A 20120-nucleotide genomic window follows, 5' to 3' on the forward strand; every position below is an offset into this window, starting at 1 on the left:
CCAAGAGTTTAGGCTCTTGGGTTTTTTTTCGCCTGTACGGAGCACTGCATTCACACTGCAGGAGTCTTCACTGCCGGGGTCAGACCCCCGGATGTGTTGGCACTGAGCTTGACGCCAGCGGCATTGAGGGTCTGACCCCAAATTTCAGCCTGCGCGCTTCGCCGCGATCGCATTGCCCGCACGGCTCGAACCCTTGCGGCCCAGCTGCTGCGAGATGAACTGCCCAGCGTCCACCACCAGGTCCAGGTCGATGCCGGTGGCGATGCCCAGCCCCTGCATCATGTACAGCACATCCTCGGTGGCCACGTTGCCGGTGGCGCCCTTGGCGTACGGGCAGCCGCCCAGGCCCGAGACGGACGAGTGATAGATCGCGATGCCCGTTTCCAGGCTGGCGTAGATATTCGCCAGCGCCTGGCCGTAGGTGTCGTGGAAGTGGCCGGACAGCCCGCCCACATGGAAGGCGGCAATCGCGCGCTCCATCACCGCCTGCGTCTTGCGCGGCGTGGCCACGCCGATGGTGTCGGCGATGTCGATCTCGTCGCAACCGAGGTCGCGCATGCGGCCCACCACGTCGGCCACGGCGTCCAGCGGCACGTCTCCCTGGTAGGGGCAGCCGAAGGCGCAGCTGATGCTGCCGCGCAGGCGCAGGCCGTGTTCCTTGGCCGCTTTCGCCACGCCTTCGAAGCGGGCGATCGATTCGGCGATCGAGCAATTGATGTTCTTTTGCGAGAACGCTTCGGACGCGGAACCGAAGATCACCACTTCATCGGCCTTCGCCGCCAGCGCTGCGTCAAAGCCTTGCATGTTTGGCGTCAGCGCCGAATAAATCGTGCCGGCGCGGCGCGCGATCTTGTCCATCACTTCCGCGCTGGTGGCCATCTGCGGCACCCATTTCGGCGAGACGAAGGACGCCGCCTCGATGTTGACGAAGCCGGCCTGCGTCAGGCGGTCGACCAGTTCGATCTTGACGGCGGCGCTGATGGTTTCCTTTTCGTTTTGCAGGCCGTCGCGCGGACCCACTTCGACGATCTTGACCTGCTTGGGCAGACTGGTAGTAGGGTTCATCTCAATATCCTTGCAAACGGTTGACGATGCCGGCGACAGAGTCTCCGGCTTGCAGGCGGCGCATCTTGGCGGCGATCTGCGCCACGCTTTCGCGGCGCAGGGTGGCGGCCGAAATATGCGGCGTGATGGTGATGCGGGGTTCTTGCCAGAACGGGTGCTGCTGCGGCAGCGGCTCGTTGCGGAACACGTCCAGGGTCGCGCCCGCGATATGCCCGGAGCGGATCAGCGTCAGCAAATCCGGTTCGGCGATATGCGCGCCGCGCGCCACGTTGACGACGTAGGCGCCCGGCAGCAGCATCGACAGGCGTGCGCGGTCGAGCAGGTTGTGCGTCTCTGGCGTGAGCGGCAGCATGCACACGAGCACGCGCGTGCCGCGCAAAAATGCTTCGAGCCCCTCTTCGCCCGCAAAGCACGCCACGCCATCGGCATGTTTTGGGCTGCGGCTCCATCCACGCAGCGGGAACTCGAACTGCGCCAGCGCTTCGAGCACGCGCGTGCCCAGCACGCCCATGCCCAGCACGCCGATAGGAAAGTCCGCCTTGTCGAACGCAGGCAGCGGCTGCCAGATGCCGGCGCGGCCCTGCGCCTCGTAATCGTCGAAACGGCGGAAGTGGCGCAGCACGGCGTGGCTCACATATTCGGCCATCTGCACGCCCATGCCCGCGTCATCGAGACGGACCAGTGGAACGTGGGCGGGCAGCGCGTCGCCAAACTTCAACAGCGCGTCGACGCCGGCGCCCGTGTTGAAGATGGCTTTGACGTGGGCCAGCTCGGGCAGCATGGCGGCGGGCGGCTGCCACACGACGGCATAGTCGCATGGTTCAACCGCTTCGCCTTCGCGCCAGAAGAAAATGTCGGCTTCGGGCAGCAAGTCGCGGAAGTCGCTGATCCACGCCGCTTCCTTGCCGTCCGAACGTTGTAACAGGATGCGCATGTGCTTACCTCTATGCGGCTGCCTTGAAGGCCAGCAGCGGTGCGCCATCGGCCACCTGGTCGCCGACCGCATACAGCACGTCTTCCACCAGGCCGTCGTGCGGCGCGGCGATCGTGTGTTCCATCTTCATCGCTTCCATGATGACCAGAGGCTCGCCCTTCTTGACGTCCTGGCCCTTGTTCACCAGTACGGCGACGACCTTGCCCGGCATCGGCGCCGTCAGGCGCCCGCCCTCCGCTTCCACTTCGCCCGCATGCGCCATCGGATCGTTGTAGTGCAGGGTGTAGTGCAAGCCGTTGGTAAATACGTGGAACTGTTCGCCGTCGCGCAGCACGGTGCCATGCACGGCACGCTCGCCGAGCTTGATGTGCAGTTCGTTGCCTGTGTGCGCCGTCAGGCTCAAGGGATGGCCGTTGAACAGCCAGCCATCCGTCTTGTAGGCAACGCGTGCCGCGTAGGCCTTGCCCTCGCCAGCCAAGGTGAATTCATCGGCGAACGACAGGCTGCGACCCAGGGTGCTGTTCAGACGCCAGCCCAGGGCATTGCCCCACGGGTCGGCGCGGTTGGCCGATTGCGTTTCGGCCGCCGCTTTTTCTTCCAGCAGCAGGGCGACGGACGCCAGCGCCAGGGCCGTGTCGGGCGCCGCTTGCAAGGCGGGGAACAGCGATGCCTGATTGCGCTCGATGAGGCCCGTGTCGAGATCGGCAGAGCTGAATGCCTGGCCTTCAACGAGGCGTTTCAAAAAGGCGATATTGCTGGCCAGGCCCACGATCTGGTAGTCGGCCAGTGCCTGCGCCATGCGCGCCAGCGCTTCGCGGCGGTCCGCGCCCCAGACGATCAGCTTGGCGATCATCGGATCATAGAATGGCGAGATCGCGTCGCCTTCGCGCACGCCCGAATCGATGCGCACGGACGCCGGCACCACCGTGCCACCGAGTTCGAACGTGACGGCCGATGGCGACTGCATGTGGCGCAGGGTGCCGATCGATGGCAAAAAGCCCTTCTCCGGATTTTCCGCATAGATGCGCGCTTCGATGGCGTGGCCGTGGATCGTCAATTCGCTCTGTTTTTTCGGCAGCGGTTCGCCAAAGGCGACGCGCAACTGCCATTCCACCAGGTCCGTGCCGGTGATCATTTCTGTCACCGGGTGCTCGACCTGCAGGCGCGTGTTCATCTCCATGAAGTAGAACGAGCCATCCTGGTTGGCGATGAATTCCACCGTGCCCGCACCGACGTAGCCGACGGCCTTGGCGGCGGCGACGGCCGCTTCGCCCATGGCGGCGCGGCGTTCGGCTGGCATGCCCGGCGCCGGGGCTTCTTCCAGCACCTTTTGGTGACGGCGCTGCACCGAACAATCGCGCTCGAACAAATAAATGCAGTTACCGAGTGTATCGGCGAACACCTGGATTTCGATATGCCGCGGGCGCGACAGGTATTTCTCGGCCAGCACCTTGTCGTCGCCGAAAGAGCTGATCGCTTCGCGCTTGCACGAGGCCAGCGCGGCCTTGAAGTCATCGGAATGCTCGATGACTCTCATGCCCTTGCCGCCGCCACCGGCCGAGGCTTTCAGCAGCACGGGGTAGCCGATCTTGTCGGCCTGCCCGTGCAGGAAGTCCGCATCCTGTTCTTCGCCGTGGTAGCCGGGTACCAGCGGTACATTGGCTTTTTCCATCAGCGACTTGGCGGCCGACTTGGAACCCATGGCGCGCATGGCCGATGCCGGCGGGCCGATGAAGACGAGGCCCGCAGCGTGGCAGGCGTCGGCAAAGTCGGCGTTCTCGGACAGGAAACCATAGCCTGGGTGGATCGCCTGCGCACCTGTCGCCAGCGCCACGGCGATGATCTTGTCGCCGCACAGATAGCTTTCCTTGGCCGGCGCGGGGCCGATCAATACGGCTTCGTCGCACACGGCGACGTGCTTGGCATTGGCGTCCGCTTCCGAATACACGGCGACGGTCTGGATGCCCATGCGGCGCGCGGTGGCGGCGACACGGCAAGCGATTTCGCCGCGGTTGGCGATCAGGATTTTAGTGAACATGGTCTCTCTCTATTCTCTCAAAAAGGGGCAGCTGTCTCTTGTTATGGACGTTGTGTGCTGGCGTGTCGGCTTACGCGCTTTGCGCTAAGCCGACCTACGCATGGTGAGGCGGTATTCGTAGATCGGGTTAGCCGGCACGGCGTCACCCGACAAGGCTGTCATCAGCAGCCGCACTTCTCTTTCTGTACCGATTCAAGCATGGCGCCGCGCGTCTGCAAGCCCAGTTTGCCGAGCAAGACGCGGTCGTCTTCCGCTTCCGGGTTGTCGGTGGTGAGCAGCTTGTCGCCGTAGAAGATCGAGTTGGCGCCAGCCAGGAAGCACATCGCTTGCACGGCTTCGCCCATCTGGCGGCGGCCGGCCGACAAGCGCACGCGCGCTTTCGGCATGGTGATGCGGGCCACGGCGATCGTGCGCACGAATTCGAACGGGTCCAGCGCTTCCAGGCCAAACAACGGCGTGCCTTCGACCTGCACCAGGTGGTTCACGGGCACCGATTCCGGATACGGATTCAGATTGGCCAACTGGGCGATCAGCCCCGCGCGTTGCAGACGCGTCTCGCCCATGCCGACGATGCCGCCGCAGCATACTTTCAAGCCTGCTTCGCGCACGCGGCCCAGGGTATCCAGGCGGTCCTGGTATTCACGCGTGGAGATGACGTTGTCGTAGAACTCGGGCGCCGTATCGAGGTTGTGGTTGTAGAAGTCCAGGCCCGCGTTCTTCAGGCGGTCCGCTTGTCCCTCTTCCAGCATGCCCAGGGTGGCGCACGTTTCCAGGCCCAGCGCTTTGACTTTGCTGACCATCTCTTCGACTTTGTCCATGTCACGGTCTTTCGGGCCACGCCAGGCGGCGCCCATGCAGAAGCGCGTGGCGCCATTGGCTTTCGCCTGGCGGGCCGCGTCGAGCACCGTGTCGATGTCGAGGATTTTTTTCGCTTCCACACCCGTGTCGTAGCGGGCCGCCTGCGGGCAGTAGCCGCAGTCTTCCTCGCAGCCGCCCGTCTTGATCGACAACAGGGTCGCCAGTTCCACGTCGCCGTCGGGGAAGTTGACGCGGTGGGTTTGCTGGGCCTTGAACATCAGGTCATTGAAAGGCAAGTCGAACAGGGCCAGCACATCATCGATGGGCCAGGTGGCCGCTTCGGGCAGGGTGATGCGCGCCGCGGGGCGGTGCAGTTCGACGGTTTTTGCTGCTTCTTGGACTACGGACATGGTGATTCCTTCGCTTCTATTTTTTAGCTACGTTAAGTGTTCGGTTTAATTCTGCTGCGCCGGCCAGTTGGGCAAGCCGGTGAAATCGAGATATGCGGCCGCCGCTTCCGCGCTCGGCTGCGCCAGGCGCGGCACCCTGCCCAGCAGCGGTGCCGGGATGCGCTCGATCAGCGCATCGATATTTTCGTCGAAGAAGCGCATTTCCACTTCCAGGGTGTTGGCGACCCAGCCGATCACCGTCAAGCCGCGCGCTTCGATGGCTTCCACCGTCAGCAAGGCCTGGCTGATGCAGCCCAGGCGCATGCCGACGACGAGGATCACGGGCAAATCGAGCTGCTGCGCCAGGTCGGCCGAATCGAAATCGCTGGACAGCGGCACGCGGAAACCGCCCACGCCTTCGACCACGACAGCGTCCGAGGCGGCGGCGATTTCCAGGTAGGCGGCCAGGATCGGCACGGACTCGATGCTCACGCCTTCGAGCGCGGCGGCAATGTGCGGTGCAGCCGGTTCCTTCAGCATATAGGGTGTCGTCAGGCTGCGCAGCATGGTGACGTTGCCGGCGGCGATCAGGCTGTCGGCGTCTTCATTATGCAGTTCGCCGTCGCGCATTTCGGCGCCGGCGGCCACTGGCTTCATGCCGCAGGCGCGCACGCCGCGCGCGACCAGCGCGTGCAGCAGGGCCGACGAGGTCAGGGTCTTGCCGATTTCCGTGTCGGTGCCGGTAACGAAACAGGCAAAGCGCGATGGCAGGCCGGTGGCCGCCGGCGAAGGCTGCACGGCCGGCGCCAGATCCGCCAGCACGTCCGCCACGATAGGATCATCAAGGCTCATGGCGAGTCCTTTCCAGGATGTTGACTGCATTGATCAATTGCGCCACTTCCTGCGCCGTGTGGCCGGCCGACAGGGTCACGCGCAGGCGCGCCGTGCCAGCTGGCACGGTGGGCGGGCGGATCGCGCCGACCCACAGTCCCTGCTGGTACAGTTGGGCGGCGACGGCCAGCATGTCCGCATTCTCGCCGATGATGACGGGCTGGATGGCGGAGAGCGATGGCAAGGCTTGCCAGCGCCGCAGCTGCAAGCCGTCATTCCATTGCGCCACCAGCGCCGCCAGGTGAGCCCGGCGTTGTTTTCCTTCTTCCCCGGCGATGATGTCCAGGCTGGCCAGCAGCGCATGCGCGAGCGCGGGCGGGGCCGCCGTGGTGAAGATGTAAGGACGCGCCTTCTGGATCAGGGTGTCGATCACGGCTTCGTGCGCGCACACAAAGGCGCCGCCCACGCCAGCCGATTTTCCTAATGTTCCCACATACACGAGGTAGGGCGAATGCAGATTGAAATGTTCGAGCGCGCCACGGCCAGCGGCTCCCAGCGCGCCGAAGCCGTGCGCATCGTCGACCACCAGCCAGGCGCCATAGCGCTCGCACAGGGCCAGCAGCGCGGGCAGCGGCGCCAGGTCGCCATCCATGCTGAAGACGCTGTCGGTGACGACGATTTTCGTCTGTGCCGTGCTGGCCGCCAGCAGGGCCGCCAGGGCATCGAGGTCGGCGTGCGGATACACGCGCGTCTTGACGCGGGCCAGGCGCGTGCCGTCAATCAGCGAGGCGTGGTTCAGCGCTTCCGAAAAAATCTCGGCGTCCGGATCGCCGGCCGACAGGGCCGTCAGCACAGCTAAATTCGCCATGTAGCCTGTACAGAAATACAGGGCACGCGCTTGTTCCAGGTTGGCGCCCACGAAAGCGGCCAGGCGTTCTTCCAGCTGCGCGTGGGCGCGGCTGTGGCCACTGATCAGGTGCGAAGCGCCGCTGCCGGCGCCATACAGGTCGGCGCCCTCTTTCAGCGCGGCGACGATGCGCGGATGCGCGGCCAGGCCCAGGTAGTCATTGCTGCAAAAGGCCAGCATCTCGCGCCCATCCACCGTCAGGCGCGGCGCGCACGGCGTGTCGACGGTGCGGCGGCGGCGAATCAGGCTACGCTCTTCCAGCCCTTGCAGCTGCTGTTGTAATCGCGCGATCAGTTCCATCTCAGGTCCCGATCACATGGTTGAAGACGGCCAGCGTCTGCTGGCCCAGGCCCGCGATTTCTTCGTCGTCGAGGATGTACGGCGGCATCAGGTAGACGGTGGAACCGATGGGGCGCATCAGCAGTTCGTGTTCCAGCGCCGTGCTGAAGAAGCGGCGCGAAAAATCCGGGGCAGCGTCCACCGCATCGAAGGCCCAGATCATGCCCTGCTGGCGGAAGTGTTTTACGCGCTCGTGCTGCGCCAGCGGCGCCAGGGCGCGCGTGATTTTTTCAGCGCGTGCGTGGTTGGCCGCCAGCACATCGTCTTCCTCGAAAATCGACAGGGTCGCCAGCGCGGCGCGGCAGGCCAGCGGGTTGCCCGTGTACGAATGCGAATGCAAAAAGCCGCGGCGCACGTCGGTGCTGTAGAACGCCTGGTAGATATCTTCGCGCGTCATCACGAGGGACAGCGGCAGATAGCCGCCGCTGATGCCCTTGGAGAGACAGACGAAATCGGGCCAGATGCCGGCCTGCTCGCACGCAAAGAAGGTGCCCGTGCGGCCGCAGCCGACCGCGATTTCATCGAGGATCAAATGGACTTGATGGCGGTCGCACAGGGCGCGCACCAGGGACAGGTACAGCGGGTCGTGCATGGCCATGCCGGTCGCGCACTGCACCAGCGGTTCGATGATGATGGCGGCGATCTTGTCCGCTTTTTGCTGGAACAGCTGCTCGATTTCGGCGGCCGCGCGGCGCGCCACGTCCTCGGCGGTCTCGCCCTCGGCTGCCTGGCGAAAGTCGGGCGACATCACCGTCTGCGTGGCGCGCAGCAGGGGGCCGTAGGCATCCTTGAACAGGGCGACATCGGTGACGGCGAGGGCGCCGATGGTTTCGCCGTGGTAGCTGCCTTTCAGGCAGACGAATTCCTGTTTTTCGCTCTTGCCGCTGTTGCGCCATGCGTGAAAACTCATTTTCAGGGCGATTTCCACGGCCGATGCACCATCGGACGCGTAAAAGCTGTGGCCAAGCACGCCGCCAGTTAATGCGGAGAGTTTTTCTGACAGCTCGATCACCGGTTCATGCGTGAAGCCGGCCAGCATGGCGTGTTCGAGGCGGTCCAGCTGGTCCTTGAGTTCCGCATTGATGCGCGGATTCGCATGGCCGAACAGGTTCACCCACCAGGAGCTGATGGCGTCCAGGTAGCGTCGGCCTTCGTGGTCGTACAGCCAGGCGCCGCGGCCATGGCTGACGGGGATGAGCGGTACAGTCTCGTGGTGCTGCATTTGCGTGCACGGATGCCACACGCTGCGCAGACTGCGTTCGACCCAGCCCGATTGTTTTTCTGCTTTCAAAACTGCTCCAATGATATTCTTAGACCATGGGCTTTAGACTATTAACTAGCCCATGAGCCAACTCGGCTTGCGCTTGTCGAGGAACGATTGCACGCCTTCGCGTCCCTGCTCCGAGGCGCGGATTTGCGCGATGCGCTCGGCCGTGTCGGCCAGCAGCGCGTCGTCGACCGGCTGGCCGACGATCTCGCGCACCAGCGTTTTCGCTTGCGCCACAGCGTGCGGGCTGTTGCCCGTCAGCGCTTTGAGCACCTCGGCCGTTTTCGCGTCCAGCGCGCTTGCCTCGACTACCTCGTGGGCAAAGCCGATGCGCAGCGCCTCTTGCGCGGAGAATCGCTCCGCGGTCAGGAAATAGCGGCGTGCCGCGTTTTCGCCCATGGCCTTGATGACATACGGTGAAATAGTGGCCGGGATCAGTCCCAGGCGCACCTCGCTCAGGCAGAAATGCACGTCTTCCGCAGCCAGAATGATATCGCATGCGGCGACCAGGCCCATGCCGCCCGCATAACAGTCGCCCTGGATCTTCGCCACGACGGGCTTGGGACACAGGTAAATCGTGCGCAGCATCTGCGCCAGCTGCAGCGCGTCGGCCTGGTTTTCGGCATGCGTGTAGCCTGCCATCTTCTTCATCCAGTTCAGGTCCGCACCGGCGCAAAAGGCCGCGCCATTCGCCGCCAGGACGATGGCGCGCACCATGTCGCTGCGTCCCAGGCCCTCGAAGGCGCGCGCCAGTTCGGCGATCGTCGTCTCGTTGAAGGCATTGCGCACGTCGGGACGGTTCAGGGTCACGGTGGCGACATTGCCCTCGATGACCAGCTTTAAGGTTTCAAATTCCATGGTCTTCTCTCCTTATTGCCCGTTACATGCGGAATACGCCGAACTTCGTGTCCGGAATCTCGGCGTTGAGCGCGGCCGACAGGCCCAGGCCCAGTACCATGCGGGTGTCGGCCGGGTCGATCACGCCATCGTCCCACAGGCGCGCGGTGGCATAGTAGGGGTGGCCTTGGTGTTCGTATTGATCCTTGATCGGCTGCTTGAAGGCCGCTTCCTCGTCCGCGCTCCACTGCCCGCCCTTGCCTTCGATGCCGTCGCGCTTGACCGTCGCCAGCACGGAAGCGGCCTGGTCGCCGCCCATGACGGAGATGCGCGCATTGGGCCACATCCACATGAAACGCGGGGAAAACGCGCGGCCGCACATGCCGTAGTTGCCGGCGCCGAAGCTGCCGCCGATGATCACCGTGAATTTCGGCACGGCGGCCGTCGCGACAGCCGTCACCATCTTGGCGCCGTTGCGGGCGATGCCCTCGTTTTCGTATTTGCGGCCCACCATGAAGCCCGTGATATTTTGCAAAAACACCAGCGGGATCTTGCGCTGGCAGCACAATTCGATGAAATGCGTGCCTTTCAGCGCCGATTCCGAGAACAAGATGCCGTTGTTGGCGATGATGCCGACTTTGACCCCATAGATATGCGCAAAGCCGCAGATCAGCGTGGTGCCGTAGCGGGCCTTGAATTCGTCGAAATCGCTGCCGTCGACGATGCGCGCGATCACCTCCCTCACGTCGAACGGTTTGCGCGTATCGACGGGGATCACGCCATACAGTTCCTGCGTCGGGTATTTCGGCTCGATGGACTCGCGCAGCGCCATCTGCTGCGGCTTGGTGCGGTTCAGGTTTGAGACGATGGTGCGCGCCAGCGACAGCGCATGCAGATCGTTCTGCGCCAGGTGGTCGACCACGCCGGACAAGCGCGTGTGCACGTCGCCGCCGCCCAGGTCTTCGGCCGTCACCACTTCACCGGTGGCCGCTTTCACCAGCGGCGGGCCGCCGAGGAAAATCGTGCCCTGCTCCTTGACGATGATCGATTCATCGCTCATGGCTGGCACGTAGGCGCCGCCGGCCGTGCAAGAGCCCATCACGACGGCGATCTGCGGGATGCCCTTGGCCGACAGATTCGCTTGATTGTAGAAGATGCGGCCGAAATGGTCGCGGTCGGGGAAGACGTCGTCCTGGTTCGGCAGATTGGCGCCGCCCGAGTCGACCAGGTAGATGCACGGCAGGTTGTTCTGGTCGGCGATTTCCTGGGCGCGCAAATGCTTTTTCACCGTCATCGGGTAATACGTGCCGCCCTTGACTGTAGCGTCGTTACAGACGATGACGCATTCCTGGCCCGAGACCCTGCCGATGCCGGTGATGATGCCGGCGGCGGGCGCCGCATCGACGCCCTTGGCGTCCTGGTACATGGCGTAGGCCGCCATCTGGGAAAATTCGAGGAAGGGCGTGCCGGGATCGAGCAGCATCTGCACTCTGTCGCGCGGCAGCAGTTTGCCGCGCGCCAGGTGCTTGGCGGCAGCCGCTTCGCCGCCGCCGGCCGCGATCTTTTCCACCTTGTCGCGCAAATCGTCGACGATGGCTTGCATGGCCGCGGCATTGGCCTTGAAATCTTCACTGCGCGGATTGAGTTTGCTTTCGATGTGCGGCATTGCGGTTCCTTTTTATTATCGCCCGGTCTCTCGGGTCGCGCTATTCGGGAAAACTGCCGTCGAGATAAAACCAGCGCAGGGCGCCATCACCGCTCTTGTCCGCCTCGCGCACGAAGCGGCTCACTTCATGCAGGCGGTGCGCGCGGCCGTTGACCTTGTAGCGGGCCACGAATTCGACGCTGTCGCGGTGTATCTCTTCGGCTTGATCTGCTGATACTGCTTTACGTTGACGTAAACGTAAAGCAGATTTTACCTCAAGTCCCAGCCAGTGGACTTTTTCTTCTTCGGCAAATAAAGCGTCGGTGGGACGGGTGCTGGCATGCCAGGTGGCAAGCAGATACGGCTCGTCGCGCAAGGTAAACGCCGTGTAGCGCGAACGCATCAGCGTTTCGGCCGTCGGCGGCAAGGCGTCGCCCGCGATATACGGGCCGCAGCAGCTGGCGTAGGAGGCGCCGCCACAGGGGCAGGCGGCAGATGTCGAGAGTGTGGGCATGCGCTGGCAAATAGGGGAACGGAAAAGTTCCGCAATTATCCGCCATAACGGCGGCGCCGGTCGCCGCTGCCGCCAGTCCGCCTATTTTTGAGGCGCGAGGAAGTCCAGCGCGAACGGCGGCGCCTTGCCGGCCATCAGGTCGGCCAGGATGCGCGCCGTGCCGGCGGCAAAGGTAAAGCCCAGCGGGCCATGGCCCACGTTCAGCCACAAGTTTGCCACTTTGCTGGCGCCCACCAGCGGCGCGCTGTTCGGCGTGGCGGGGCGCAGGCCGGCCCAGGCCGTGGCTTGGTCGTAGTCGGCGCCGTGCGGCATGGCTTCGCGCGCCAGCCGCGTCAGGCCGGCGATGCGGCCCCAGTCGATACTGTTGTCGGCGCCCACCATGTCGACCATGGCGGCCACGCGCAGGTCGCCACCAATGCGCGCATACAGTACCTTGCGCTCGAAATCCGTGATGCTGATCTCGGGCGCACGGTGCTGGGCGCGGATGGGCGCCGTCAGGCTGTAGCCCTTCAGCGGGTACAGGGGCAGGTAAATGCCTGCCGTGGCGGCCAGGTCGCGGCTCTGGATGCCGGCCGCCAGCACGTAATGGTCCGCTTGCAACAGGCCCAGGCTGGTGTCGACGCCCGTGATCCTGCCCTTGTGCGTGACGAGGCGGCGCGCCTCGCCTTTTAACAAGAGCGAACAATTCGGGTGCTGCAGCAGGCGCGCTTCCAGCGCCAGGCAAAAGGCGTGGCAATCGGCCACCGCTTCGCCCTGTGTAAAGATGCCGCCCGCCAGGGAACCCCGCAAGGCGGCCAGCGCCGGTTCGCGCTGCACGGCTTCCAGCGGCGACAAGACGACACGCGCCTCTTCCGATTCGGGCCGCGCCACGGCACGCTGGAAGATGGCGGGCGAGCGGTAGACGATGAGTTTACCCGCATCGCGGCGCGCATACGCTTCCGGCGGCACGGTCAATTCCAGTTGCGCCATGCCGGCGCGGCTCCATTCTCCCAGTTGCAGCAGTTTGGCCGTCGTGCGGGCGTTGCTGGCGCTGTTGCAATTGCGCAGGAAACTGGCCATCCAGCGCCATTGGCGCCAGTCGGCCTCGGGACGGAAGCGCAGCGGGCCATCTTTCTGCAGCAGCCATTGCAGGGCCTTGAAAGGCACGCCCGCGTCCGCCAGCGGTGCCACATAACGATAGCTGAGCTGGCCGCCGTTGCGGTAGCTGGCGGCGATCGCCACCTGTTCATTGCGTTCCAGTAAAGTGACCTTGTAGCCGGCCTCGGCCAGCCACCAGGCCGATGTCAGACCGACGACGCCGCCGCCGATGATGATGACTTGTTGCTGCATGTTGCCTCGCTGCGTTGCGCTCCCATGGTGCGGGAGCATTCGGGAAGAGCTTAGAGGCTGGCCGCCGACGCAGCCAATGAAACATCATGGTGCAGCCATAACTTTCAGGAATGCACCATTTCAATGCAAGGATTGATTGTTGTCCATCGCACCACGGTATAGGGTGGTGAGTATCCGTTCCTCGCTGCGCCCCATGGCGGAATACGTGCCAGGGTACTGTTCGGGATCGCTGCCCGTGCCGCCCACCAGCATCACCATGCCGTTTTTGTTCTGGAAATCGAGCACGAAGGCGGAGACGAGCCCATACGCGTCGCCCAAATGGCCCACGGCCATGAAGCTGGCGCCCTCGACCAGATGGTTGCCCTGCCCCGCCACCGCATCGAACTGCTGGTTGCCCAGGCCCCAGGCGCGGTACAGCCCCCGTTCGCTGTCGCCATTGCCGCCATCGGGCGCCAGCTGCCATTGGCGGCCAAACATCAGGGCGATGCTGGCCGGCTGCAACAGTTGCTGATGTTGATAGCGTCCACCGTCGAGCAGCATCTGCATGACCTTGCCCAGTCCCGCGGCGGAAATGCGCAAGCCGCCCGTGGGACTGAAGACGGTGGCATTGCTGCCGATCACATAATTGGCCAGGCCAGACGGCGGGCGTGCATGAAAATCGTCGGCTTGCGCGATCCACGGCCCTTGCGGCTGCCAGGTTTCCGTGTCCAAGGTGCGCTTGCGGTACAGGGTGGCCGTGTTCGCCACGTCTGCCGTAGAAAATGCCGCCGGATGATAGCCGCCGCGCACATCGAGGGGATCGAGCAGCAAGCGCCGCATCAGCAAGTCGAAGCGCTCGCCCGTGACTTTTTCCATCACGGTGCCGATCACGCCCCAGTTCAGGTTGGCGTACGTGAAATAGCGGCCCGGCGCCGTTTGTTTGTCCCACATGCTGTCGCCGCCGGCCGTAAACACGTCGCGCAGGCTGCGTTCCGGCCCCCAGGCATAGCCGCCCGCGTCGCGCAGCGAGGAGGTATGGCTGAGCAGGCTGCGCAAGGTCAACGCTTGTTGGGGGAAATGCGGGTTGCGCAGGGAAAAGCCCAGATAGATGCCGACATCCTGGTCCAGGCTCAGCTTGCCCTGCTCGACCAGCCGCATCAGGCCCAAGGTGGTCATCATCTTCGAAACCGAGGCGATGCGGAACAGGGTGGCCGGCGTCACGGGCAAGCTGTCCGCCGGCGTGGCGCCGATGTGCCGGTAGCCAAATTGTTGCTCATACGACACCTTGCCGTGGCGTATGGCCAGCACGGACAGGCTGGCCAGCGGGTGGAGCGGATCATCGACGATGGCCGATAGCGTGGCATCGAGCGCGCGCTGCTGGTCGTTGCCGCCACCGGGCGGGGCGGCCAGTGCGCTCCAGGTCGTGCCCAGCAGCAGCAAGCCCAGCAAACCCGTCATTTTATTGTGCATGTTTCCCTGTTCACGGCGTAGTGGAGGCATCGCCAGCATAGGGCGGGATGCTTCACGACGCCAATGAAAATTGCTTATTTATCTATAATGCAAAGCTATACGTACGGTAAAACATTGTTTTTTTAAGTGTATAACCGTTATTTATGGCCATTTTCCATTTATTCATGGGTGGACGGGCTACGCACAAGCGCCATCGCTATTACACTAGGAGGACAAGGAGAACTGTATGAGCCAGACCAGCGTAGAACTCAAGGTCGATTTAAATGACAATTCGCCTTTATATATGCAGATCGCCCGCAAGCTGAGCGATGACGTACGCAACGGCCGCTACCAGGTAGACCAGGCCCTGCCATCCGAACGTACCCTGTCCGAACTGCTCGACGTATCGCGCGTGACTGCCCGCAAGGCCATCGACCAGCTCGTCGAGCAAGGCCTCGTCGTGCGCCGCCGTGGTTCGGGCAACTATATTGCTCCGCGCATCGAGCAGCCGCTGTCGAACCTGTCGAGCTTTTCCGAGCAGCTGCAGCAGCGCGGCTACCGCCCCGGCTCGCGCTGGCTCAAGCGCGAAGTCGTCATCGCCAGCAGCGATGAACAGCTGAGCCTGGGCCTGGCGCAGAACACGAAAGTGGCGCGCCTCGAGCGCTTGCGCCTGGCCGACGATGTGGTGATGGCGTATGAAGTGAGCGTGCTGCCCTTCAGCGTGGTGCCGGACCCGGACGCCATGGGCGACTCGCTGTATGAATACTTGAGCAGCATCAAGAAGGCCCCCGTGCGCGCCTTGCAGCACATCCGCGCCATGAATGCGACGGACGTGCTGGCCAAGCAACTGGGCATCCCCGATGGCCAGGCCGTGCTGTTCATCACGCGCATCGCCTACCTGGAGACGGGCGAAGCGGTGGAACTCACGCATTCGTATTGCCGCAGCGACCATTACGACTTTGTGGCGGAAATGCGCCGAGCCCCATAAACTTACTGCTCGATCAGGCGGATCATGGATTCCGCTACGCCGACGGACGACTCCCAGCTCATGCCGGTCACCAGCCGGCCATCGACCTCGACGTGGCTCTGTCCGTTGGCGCCGTGCCTGAAAATGCCGCCCTGGCGCTTGATGCTGCCTTCCGCCGAAAAGGGATAGGCCTTGTAGATCGGCGATTCCTTGTTGAGAAACGCATCGGGGAACGAGGTGAGCACCTTGCCCTGGATGAGGAAAGTACCGTCGCTGAGCTTCAGGTTCTTGATGCCCTCGGTGCCATGGCAGATGGCCGCGATCACCCCGCCTTGCTGTTCGTAGATACGCAAGGCGATGTCCTGCAGCGGCTTGTTGTCCGGGATGCCGACGATGGCCGCGCCGCCGCCGACGAAAGCCATGCCCGCATACTCGTCTGCCTTGACCTCGGCGACGGGTTTGGTATGGGCCAGTGCCCACATGAAATCACTGTCGTACAGATGCTTCTTGAGCAACTCGTCCGACGTGACGATCATTTCCAACGGAACGGCGCCACCCTCGGGACTGACGAAGTCGACCGCGTACCCTGCTTTGCGAAATGCATCATAGGTATAGGCAAGCTCGGGGAAATTATTGCCTGCGTTAACTTTTGTGCCGGGATATTGATGCACATTCGACACGACCAGCAACACCTTGCGTGCGTGCCGCGCGGCTGGCTCGCGATCGGCCGACTTGCTGACGATCTTCCAGTTGCCGGCGATCTTTTTCAAAAGGAATACATCCACATAGCGGACCCCTTGTCGGGGAATGTGGATCTCGGCCTTGGCCGTGGCCACCTTGCCGTTCACCTCTACATTGATCAGCCGCCCGTGGCGCCCATTGAATTGCCCTTTTTTCTCATCGCTAAAGAGTTTGGCGTATTCCGGACCGCTCAACTCCCATTCCGTATCGTCTTTGCCGTCCAGGTAAAGGCGGGCGCTGGCATGGAAGGCCTGGTTGATCTCGCCCTGCACATTGAAGCTGGTGCCATGCAGATACAAGTGCACGGTTTCCTGGATGGCATGTTCGTCCTGGTCCGCGGTGGCGGCGGTGCTGACGGCGGTGATGCCAAGCAGGCAACAGGCGAGTACGGTTCGTACTAAAAACTGGATCATGGTTTTACCCTGCATGAAGAATTTCGTTTATCGGAGCAACGACTATTTCAGATCGCTGGTGGTCGATAATTTATCGAAGCGCAGGGGACTTGATGTCGCCAAACAGGATGTCAGACTCCGGAATGGCGATTCCGGAGCGGTTTCATGCGGAAATGGCCGGGACCGCCTGGCTGGATTGAGCCCGGAAGCTGGCGGGAGTCTGCCCAGCCACTTTCTTGAAGGTCGAGTAGAAGGTGGAACTGGAATTGAACCCGCAGCGCTCGGCAACGGTATCCATGTTCAGTTGTGGCTCGCCCGTCAATACCTGTTTCGCCTCGGCGATACGGTATTCGTTGACGTAGGTAGTGAAGCTCTTGCCCAGCTTGTCATTGAGTACCTGCGACACCTGCGCCTGCGTGCATCCGGCCCGCTTGGCCAGTTGGGCCAGGGTCAGATTCGGATTCAGATAGGATTTCTGCCCGCTCATCTGTTGTTCCAGCGCAGCGAGCACGGCAAGCGCATCGTCGTGCGTCAGGCGGCTATGCTGGTACTTCTGTTTTGGCTCGGCAGGCGTCGAGGTTTCTTTTCTCAGCAGAAAAACCATGACCGCGACATGCAGCGAGAAGGTGAACGACAAGGCACCGACGATATAGGACGTGAACGGCGTGCTCGCGTACGCCGCCAGCATGACACAGCTGCCTGCAAAGACGCTCAGCAGGAGCACGTTGCTGGTCGCCATCCGCTGTCCGTCGTTCCACCATGCGCGGCGGCTTTGCCAGAGCAGCCGGGCGGCCGCCAGTAGGTAGCATAGCCAGAACACATGAATGGCATGACTCGACAGGTTCCACACAGAACGATAAGCGGCATACGGAAAGGCAACGCCAATGCCAATGAGCAGGCAGGACAAGCCGAGATGCCATCGCCATTGTTGTCCAGCAGGCAATTGTCCGAGCCCGGCCAGAAAAGCGCGCACATACAGATAGGTCAAGGGACCGATCAGCAGGCAGGCCGACAGACCCAGTTGGCGGAATTCGAGTGCGATCGCCGGGTTGAAGAAGAGGAAGGCGGATTTGGCGGTGCGCACCCCGACGGCCAGCAGCAATGCACCGAGCAGGCAGCCGGCGAGGCAGCGAGGCCGGCGGCTGAAAAAATAGACGGCCAGAAAAATGCCGTTGATGGCGCCAAGGGCGCTAAACAGGAACAGCAATTGGCGAGCGATCATGGGGATGTCGTTGATGTTGGCGTCGAACCCAAGTATAGACACAAACGGAACCGTATCGAAGTACAAGTAGTACCCGCCGTTCCTGCACCAGCCATAAACTCCCGTTATGCCCGCCCGCCAACCTTTCATGGCTGATATTGCTCGTTGGTATTAAACTGGTTTCACCTTCAACCATGTTCTAAAATCATGTTGAAAACTGAAACCCCGAGCCGGCGGCATCCGGATCTGGACCTGTATCCGGTGGAGCAGCTGGTGGCGGCGCTGGTCGATGATCAGTTCTGGGCCGTCGAGGCCGTACGGCTGGCGTCGCCCGACATCGCCGCCGCCATCACGGCCGCCCTGCCCCGCATCGCGGCCGGTGGACGGCTGCTGTACGTGGGTGCGGGCACGTCGGGACGCCTGGGCGTGCTCGACAGCGTTGAATTGAATCCCACGTTTTCCTGGCCGCCCGAGCGGGCCGTCGCCATCCTGGCCGGCGGCGCGGGCGCCATGTTTACGGCTGTGGAAGGCGCGGAAGACGATTTGCAGCAAGGCGAGGCGGATTTACTGGCCTTGCAGCCGCACGTCAACGACGTGGTGATCTTGCTGGCCGCTTCCGGCGCCACGCCGTATGTGCTGGGCGCCTTGCTGGCCGCGCGCCAGGCGGGCGCCTTGACGATAGGCATCGCCAATAATGTGGACGCCCCCGTGGCGCACGAGGCGCAATGCGGCATCGTGCTCGACACGGGTACGGAAGTCATATCCGGCAGCACGCGCCTGAAAGCGGGCACGGCGCAAAAAATCACCCTGAACACGATTTCCAGCGCCCTGATGGTCGGTTTGCATAAAACTTACGGAAACTTGATGGTAGACTTGAAGCCGACCAACGCCAAACTGATCTGGCGGGCGGTGCGTCTGACCATGCACGCCACCGGCGCCAGCGAAGTGCAGGCCAGAACCGTGCTGGAGCAATGCCACTATCACGTCAAGGTGGCGATTGTTGCCTTGATCAAAAAAATCAACACAAACCAGGCACAGGCATTGTTGGCCGGCGCGAACGGCAGTGTGCGGGCGGCACTGGCGGCGTGATCCGATGGCGCGGCATTCTTCTGTCTGGGAGACAACGAAGGATGTATGGAGCTAGTGAAACAAACCGCCGCGGCGCGCGCAAATAAGCCGTGGCTGTGGATCCCTTCCCTGTATTTCGGCCAGGGCATCCCCTATGTAGTGGTCATGACCTTGTCCGTGATCATGTACAAGAACTACGGTTTCAGTAATACCGATATCGCGCTGTATACGAGTTGGTTGTACTTGCCGTGGGTCATCAAGCCGCTGTGGTCGCCCTTCATCGATATGTACCGCACCAAGCGCTTCTGGATCGTCGGCTTGCAGCTGGTGATCGGCGCCGCGCTGGCGCTGGTGGCCCTGACGACCTCCTTGCCGCACTTCTTCCAGATCAGCCTGGCCATCTTCTGGCTGATGGCTTTCAGTTCCGCCACGCATGACATCGCCGCTGATGGCTTTTATATGCTGGGCCTGGAAGAGCACCAGCAGGCGGCCTTTGTCGGCGTGCGCAGCACGTTTTACCGCCTGGCGATGATCGCTGGCCAGGGCGGCCTCGTGTATCTGGCCGGCTATCTGACGCATGCGACGGGCAATGTGCAGCTGGCCTGGTCCGTCGTGTTCGCCATTCTGGCGGGCCTGTTCATCGCCCTCTTCCTGTACCACTATTTTGTCTTGCCGAAACCGAAAGATGACCGCCCCAGCATCCAGGGCGCCGGTGTTTCCCCGTTGCAAGAATTCGTCGCCACCTTTGCTTCCTTCTTCAAGAAAAAGGACATTGTCGTCATCCTCGGCTTTTTGCTGCTGTTCCGCCTCGGCGAAGCGCAACTGCTCAAATTGGCCGCGCCTTTCCTGCTCGACCCCGTCGCCAAGGGCGGCCTGGGCCTCAGCACGGAACAGGTGGGCCTCGTCTATGGCACCATCGGCGTGATCGCCCTGACCTTGGGCGGTTTGCTGGGCGGATTCATCATTTCCCGCTTCGGCTTGAAACGCTGTTTGTGGATCATGGTGCTGTCCGTCCACCTGCCCGACTTGGTCTTCGTCTACTTGGCCAGCGCCTTGCCCAGCAGTATCTATGTGATCGCCGGTGGCATTGCGTTAGAGCAATTTGGCTATGGCTTCGGTTTCGCATCCTATATGTTGTACATGATCATGGTCTCCGATGGCGCGCATAAAACGGCCCATTACGCGATCTGCACGGGTTTCATGGCCCTGGGCATGATGTTGCCGGGCATGGCCAGCGGCTGGATCCAGCAAATGCTCGGCTACCAGCACTTCTTTATCTGGGTCTGCATCGCCACCATTCCTGCTTTCATCATGGCTGCGCTGGTCAAGATCGATCCCGAATTCGGCAAGAAGGCCGAGGCCTGATTCTTTTGAACCGTGCGCCCGCATGGATGGCGGGCGCACAGTAAAATGCCCGCACCGATAGACCT

General features: G+C 62.7%; 17 protein-coding genes. 3 read left to right on the forward strand and 14 right to left on the reverse strand.

The genetic code is table 11. The features are described from left to right. Positions 1-144: 144 nt before the first annotated feature. From AC54AG_RS18855 to AC54AG_RS18910, 12 genes are all read right to left on the reverse strand, one after another. Positions 145-1065 (reverse strand): hydroxymethylglutaryl-CoA lyase, encoded by a 921-nt coding sequence (locus AC54AG_RS18855; protein ID WP_496631262.1) that lies wholly within the window; start codon positions 1063-1065, stop codon positions 145-147. Position 1066: 1 nt separating this feature from the next. Beyond that, positions 1067-1999, reverse strand: a complete 933-nt coding sequence (locus AC54AG_RS18860; RefSeq protein WP_496631263.1) for a 2-hydroxyacid dehydrogenase — start codon at positions 1997-1999, stop codon at positions 1067-1069. Between the two features lie 10 nt (positions 2000-2009). Continuing rightward, positions 2010-4037 (reverse strand): acetyl/propionyl/methylcrotonyl-CoA carboxylase subunit alpha, encoded by a 2028-nt coding sequence (locus AC54AG_RS18865; RefSeq protein WP_496631264.1) that lies wholly within the window; start codon positions 4035-4037, stop codon positions 2010-2012. Positions 4038-4198: 161 nt separating this feature from the next. Continuing rightward, positions 4199-5245 carry a biotin synthase BioB gene (bioB, locus tag AC54AG_RS18870; protein WP_034752449.1) on the reverse strand — a complete coding sequence of 349 codons (1047 nt, stop codon included), beginning with the start codon at positions 5243-5245 and terminating at the stop codon, positions 4199-4201. A 45-nt stretch (positions 5246-5290) separates the two neighbouring features. After that, a complete protein-coding gene (gene bioD, locus AC54AG_RS18875; RefSeq protein ID WP_496631265.1) occupies positions 5291-6076 on the reverse strand; it encodes a dethiobiotin synthase in 786 nt (261 codons plus the stop codon). Further along, the gene (bioF, locus tag AC54AG_RS18880; RefSeq protein ID WP_496631266.1) at positions 6066-7262 is read right to left on the reverse strand and encodes an 8-amino-7-oxononanoate synthase; all 1197 of its coding nucleotides are present in this window, start codon (positions 7260-7262) and stop codon (positions 6066-6068) included. Before bioF ends, bioD begins: the two co-directional genes overlap by 11 nt. A 1-nt stretch (position 7263) precedes the next feature. Next, a complete protein-coding gene (gene bioA, locus AC54AG_RS18885; protein ID WP_496631267.1) occupies positions 7264-8592 on the reverse strand; it encodes an adenosylmethionine--8-amino-7-oxononanoate transaminase in 1329 nt (442 codons plus the stop codon). 45 nt (positions 8593-8637) lie between these two features. After that, positions 8638-9426 carry an enoyl-CoA hydratase/isomerase family protein gene (locus AC54AG_RS18890; RefSeq protein ID WP_035823218.1) on the reverse strand — a complete coding sequence of 263 codons (789 nt, stop codon included), beginning with the start codon at positions 9424-9426 and terminating at the stop codon, positions 8638-8640. A gap of 22 nt (positions 9427-9448) precedes the next feature. Further along, positions 9449-11071 (reverse strand): carboxyl transferase domain-containing protein, encoded by a 1623-nt coding sequence (locus AC54AG_RS18895; protein WP_496631268.1) that lies wholly within the window; start codon positions 11069-11071, stop codon positions 9449-9451. Between the two features lie 40 nt (positions 11072-11111). After that, on the reverse strand, positions 11112-11564 hold the full coding sequence (locus AC54AG_RS18900) for a YchJ family protein (protein ID WP_319991909.1): 453 nt from the start codon (positions 11562-11564) through the stop codon (positions 11112-11114). Between the two features lie 81 nt (positions 11565-11645). Continuing rightward, positions 11646-12932: a D-amino acid dehydrogenase gene (locus AC54AG_RS18905; RefSeq protein WP_496631269.1), complete on the reverse strand. Its 1287-nt coding sequence runs from the start codon at positions 12930-12932 to the stop codon at positions 11646-11648. Positions 12933-13013: 81 nt separating this feature from the next. Then, positions 13014-14342 (reverse strand): serine hydrolase domain-containing protein, encoded by a 1329-nt coding sequence (locus tag AC54AG_RS18910; RefSeq protein WP_496631270.1) that lies wholly within the window; start codon positions 14340-14342, stop codon positions 13014-13016. A 226-nt stretch (positions 14343-14568) separates the two neighbouring features. Between AC54AG_RS18910 and AC54AG_RS18915 the strand changes: the two genes are divergently transcribed. Next, positions 14569-15309, forward strand: a complete 741-nt coding sequence (locus AC54AG_RS18915; protein ID WP_034752424.1) for a GntR family transcriptional regulator — start codon at positions 14569-14571, stop codon at positions 15307-15309. Positions 15310-15311: 2 nt separating this feature from the next. Here the strand turns inward: AC54AG_RS18915 and AC54AG_RS18920 are convergent, their stop codons facing one another. Together AC54AG_RS18920 and AC54AG_RS18925 are read right to left on the reverse strand one after the other, a co-directional pair. Continuing rightward, positions 15312-16457: a nuclear transport factor 2 family protein gene (locus AC54AG_RS18920; RefSeq protein ID WP_496631271.1), complete on the reverse strand. Its 1146-nt coding sequence runs from the start codon at positions 16455-16457 to the stop codon at positions 15312-15314. Positions 16458-16584: 127 nt separating this feature from the next. Then, positions 16585-17643, reverse strand: coding sequence for a helix-turn-helix transcriptional regulator (locus tag AC54AG_RS18925; RefSeq protein ID WP_496631272.1), 1059 nt, complete (start codon positions 17641-17643; stop codon positions 16585-16587). 186 nt (positions 17644-17829) lie between these two features. On the opposite strand from AC54AG_RS18925, the gene AC54AG_RS18930 reads away from it, so the two are divergent. Together AC54AG_RS18930 and AC54AG_RS18935 are read left to right on the forward strand one after the other, a co-directional pair. Next, positions 17830-18711 carry an N-acetylmuramic acid 6-phosphate etherase gene (locus tag AC54AG_RS18930; RefSeq protein WP_034752419.1) on the forward strand — a complete coding sequence of 294 codons (882 nt, stop codon included), beginning with the start codon at positions 17830-17832 and terminating at the stop codon, positions 18709-18711. A gap of 45 nt (positions 18712-18756) precedes the next feature. Continuing rightward, a complete protein-coding gene (locus tag AC54AG_RS18935; RefSeq protein WP_072456197.1) occupies positions 18757-20055 on the forward strand; it encodes an MFS transporter in 1299 nt (432 codons plus the stop codon). Positions 20056-20120: the final 65 nt, after the last annotated feature.

The organism is Janthinobacterium sp. BCJ23 (genome assembly GCF_059617945.1).